This window comes from Sphingomonas sp. FUKUSWIS1 (assembly GCF_000733135.1).
GTDB lineage: Bacteria > Pseudomonadota > Alphaproteobacteria > Sphingomonadales > Sphingomonadaceae > Sphingomonas > Sphingomonas aerolata.
Map to the genome: position 1 here is coordinate 1555 of NZ_JPJC01000278.1, position 3681 is coordinate 5235.

At 67.0% G+C, this 3681-nt stretch carries 5 protein-coding genes; 2 read left to right on the plus strand and 3 right to left on the minus strand.

What is annotated here, in order from left to right; genetic code table 11:
* Both sphsw_RS17715 and sphsw_RS17720 read right to left on the minus strand, forming a co-directional pair.
* On the minus strand, window positions 1-1357 hold a 1357-nt coding region (locus sphsw_RS17715), incomplete at its 3' end, for a lysine--tRNA ligase (RefSeq protein WP_042467759.1).
* Between the two features lie 57 nt (window positions 1358-1414).
* The gene (locus sphsw_RS17720; RefSeq protein ID WP_031396395.1) at window positions 1415-1924 is read right to left on the minus strand and encodes an outer membrane protein assembly factor BamE; all 510 of its coding nucleotides are present in this window, start codon (window positions 1922-1924) and stop codon (window positions 1415-1417) included.
* Between the two features lie 129 nt (window positions 1925-2053).
* Between sphsw_RS17720 and sphsw_RS17725 the strand changes: the two genes are divergently transcribed.
* Entirely contained in the window at window positions 2054-2560 is a 507-nt protein-coding gene (locus tag sphsw_RS17725) for a ubiquinol-cytochrome C chaperone family protein (RefSeq protein ID WP_031441775.1), read from the plus strand.
* Window positions 2557-3081, plus strand: coding sequence for a YceD family protein (locus tag sphsw_RS17730; protein ID WP_031441776.1), 525 nt, complete (start codon window positions 2557-2559; stop codon window positions 3079-3081). The genes sphsw_RS17725 and sphsw_RS17730 overlap by 4 nt, the downstream gene beginning before the upstream one ends.
* Window positions 3082-3099: 18 nt before the next feature.
* On the opposite strand, the gene sphsw_RS17735 is transcribed toward sphsw_RS17730, so the two are convergent.
* Entirely contained in the window at window positions 3100-3639 is a 540-nt protein-coding gene (locus sphsw_RS17735) for a SixA phosphatase family protein (protein WP_031441777.1), read from the minus strand.
* Window positions 3640-3681: the final 42 nt, after the last annotated feature.

Below are 3681 nucleotides of genomic sequence, written 5' to 3' on the forward strand. Positions count from 1 at the left end.
CGGCGAGTTCGGCATCGAGCCGCTCGAGCGCCGCGATCTCGACGCCTTCGGGTGCACGCCGCTTGAGCGTCGGCGCGACAAAATCGCGGCCGTACGCCAGCGCATGGTCGATCAGCTTGTCGAGCTCGGGATAGCTCTCCGCCGACGCATCGGGGACGTAATTCGCCAGATAGCCCCAGACCTGCGCCTTGCTCGCATCGCCCATCACGCCGACGAGGTTGAGCAGCAGCCCGAACGTCACCGGCAACTCGCCCTCGGGCAGCTTGCCGTCATGGATATGGTGGACCGGATTGCCGAGCTTCTGCTTCAGATCCTGGCCGGCATAATTGCCGCGGAACTGCCAATATTCGTCCACCGCGCGCGGGATCACGCCCATGTGCAGCGACTTGGCCTTTTTCGGCTCGCGATAGGCGTAGAACGCCAGCGATTCCTGCGGGCCATAGGTCAGCCACTGGTCGAGGCTGAGGCCATTGCCCTTGGACTTCGAGATCTTCTCGCCATTCTCGTCGAGGAACATCTCGTAGTTGAAGCCCTCGGGTGGGCGGCCGCCGAGCACGCGCGCGATCTTCGACGACTGCGTCACCGAATCGATCAGGTCCTTGCCCGCCATCTCGTAATCGACGCCGAGTGCGACCCAGCGCATCGCCCAGTCGACCTTCCACTGCAGCTTGGCCTTGCCGCCGAGCACGCTCTGCTCGATCCGCTGCCCATCATCCTCGAACGCGATCAGCCCGGCCTCGGCATCGATCACCTCGATCGGTACCTGCAACACGATGCCGCTGGTCGGCGAGATCGGCAGCACCGGCGAATAGGTCGCGCGGCGCTCGGCGCGGAGCGTCGGCAGCATCACGTCCTGGATGCCTTGGAAATGCCGCAGCACCCCCTTCAGCGCCTCGTCGAAGCGCCCGCTGGTGTAATATTCGGTCGACGACGCGAACTCGTAATCGAAGCCGTAGCGGTCGAGAAATTCGCGCAAAATCGCGTTGTTGTGCGCGGCAAAGCTCGAATGGGTGCCGAACGGATCGGGGATCTGCGTCAGTGGCTTGCCGAGATGCGTGGCGAGCATGTCGCCATTGGGGACGTTGTCGGGTACCTTGCGCAACCCGTCCATGTCGTCCGAAAACGCGATCAGCCGGGTCGGCGTGTCGCTCAGCGCGTGGAAGGCGTTACGCACCATCGTCGTGCGCAGCACTTCGTTGAATGTGCCGATATGCGGCAGGCCCGACGGGCCATAGCCGGTCTCGAACAGGATCGGCGCGCCCTGCTTGCCCTGCGGATAGCGCTTGAGGAGTTTGCGCGCCTCCTCATACGGCCAGGCTTTGGATTCCAGGGCGGCGGTGCGGAGCTCGTCGGTCATGCCCCGCGCCCTAGCGCGAAGGTACGAGTCTGCAAAGTCCGCGACCGCCCGGTAGCGTTAGGGCCGCGTGCGGCCCGTACCCGTATTGGCGCCACCGCCGCCGCCCGTGCCGGGGGCACCGACCGAGCCGATATTGCCGAACAGATCCTGGAAGAAGCCGCGCTGGCGACCCAGCGTCGGCGTCGTCTTGCCATCGGGGCTGATCGAGGCGACCTGATCGAGCCCGCCGCGACGGATCGCGGTGACGGTGCCCTGCTGGTCGAAGCTGATCTGCAGCGTGATCTGCGCGTTCGGGCGCGGGTTGCGGAATGCCAGGTTGCGGCTATCGCGTGCCAGATAATACCAGTCACCCTGGTCGAACTGCCCCGCGAGCGTCGGCTTGCCGAGCGTCTGGAGCACCGACTGACGGTTGTCGACGCCAGGCTGGACCGAGTTGACGAGGTCGACATCGACCACATAGCCCTGATGCGAGCGAAGCTGCGTGCAGCCTGCGCTCGTCAGGCCGACGAGCGCGAGCGCCGCGACGCTGGCCGTACGGCGTGTCAGGCGGAATGAAAGGACGCTCATATACTCTCCCGGGGCGGGGTCACGCGATACTGGCGGCAGCACGATTGCATCGGCCGCGGATCGCCTCGATATGCGAGGTTGCGCAGGCAAACAAGCCGCCGCGCATTGGCGACGGGAAGGCGACAGGATTTGGGCTGGTTCGGCAGGCTATTGGGCGAGAAGCACGACGAGGCGCTGCCACTTTATACCGCGGTCGTGCAGCGCGCGCGCGCGGAGCACTGGTATCGCGACGGGCAGGTGCCCGACACGGTCGACGGCCGCTTCGACATGATCGCCGCGGTCCTCGCGCTCGTCATGCTGCGGATGGAATCGGAGCCGTCGGGGGGTGAGCCCGCCGCGCGACTCGCGGAACGCTTCGTCGACGACATGGACGGGCAGCTGCGCGAGCTCGGAATCGGCGACATCATTGTCGGCAAGCATATCGGCCGGATGATGAGCATGCTCGGCGGGCGGCTCGGCGCCTATCGCGACGGACTTGCCGCGGGCGATCTCGACGCGCCGCTGGTCCGCAACCTCTATCGCGGCGATCCGCCCGCGCCCGCAGCGCTCGCGCATGTCCGCACGGCGCTCACCGACTTCCACGCCGCGCTCGCCGGCGTCCCGCTATCAACCCTACTCGCCGGAGAGCTGCCATGACCCCCGAATTCAGCCGCCCCGAGCGACTCGACACGATCGGCGAGCGCGATCGCAGTGTGACCTTCGCCGCGACGCCCGAGGAACGCCGCAAGCTTGCCGCGCGGTTTGCGATCCTGTCGGTCGACCTGCTCGAGGCGCGCTTCACGATCCGTCGCGACACGAGCGGGATCGTCGCCAAGGGGCATGTGACGGCTAAGGTCGTGCAGGCCTGTTCGGTGACCGACGAACCGCTCACCGCGACGATCGACGAACCTGTCGCGCTGCGCTTCGTCGATGATTTCGGCGCGGTCGACGGCGAGATCGAATTGTCGGACGATGCGCTCGACACCGTGCCGATCGATGGCGGTGCGGTCGATCTGGGGGAAGCGGCGGCCGAGACGCTCGCGCTGGCGCTCGATCCCTTTCCCCGCGGCCCCAACGCCGCGGCCGCACTGCGCGCCGCCGGGGTGATCAGCGAGGATGAATATCAGCCGGTCAACGCGTTTTCGGGGCTGAAGGCCAAGCTCGAGGGCAAGGGCTGACGAGTCCGGCCCGACGCGTCAGTCCGCGTCGGGGCCCAGCGTCGGATCGAGATCGCGCGGCCGCACGAAGCGGGTGAACCGCGCCGATCCGCTCGTCAGATCGTCCCAGTCGTCGATGTCGAACTGCAGCTCGGCAAGACTTGCGGTCGGATATTTGTCCTCAACCGCGTCGCGGAACGGGTGGGTCACGTCTGGGGTCAGCAGCAGGACGAGATCCTCAAGCCCCGGATTATGCCCGATCACCAGCGCGCGATCGACGGCGCGCGGCAGATCGCGGACGAGGTCGAGGATCGTCCCCGCCGACGCCAGATACAGCCGCCGGTCCCAGTCGGGTGCCAGCGTGCGTCCATAGCCCGCGACGATCTCGTCGAGCGTCTCGACGACGCGGACCGCGGGCGAGGCGGCGACATGGTCGAACGCGAGCGACAATGTGCGCATCTGCCGCCCGATGATCGTCGCGGCGCGGCGGCCCTTGGCGTTCAGCGGCCGGTCGAAATCGCGCGAGACCGTGTCGTCCCAGCCCGACTTGGCATGGCGCAGCAGCGTCAGCGTCTTCATGGCTCGGGCGTCATGATAAGGGTCCTCGGGCCGGTTCGCCCG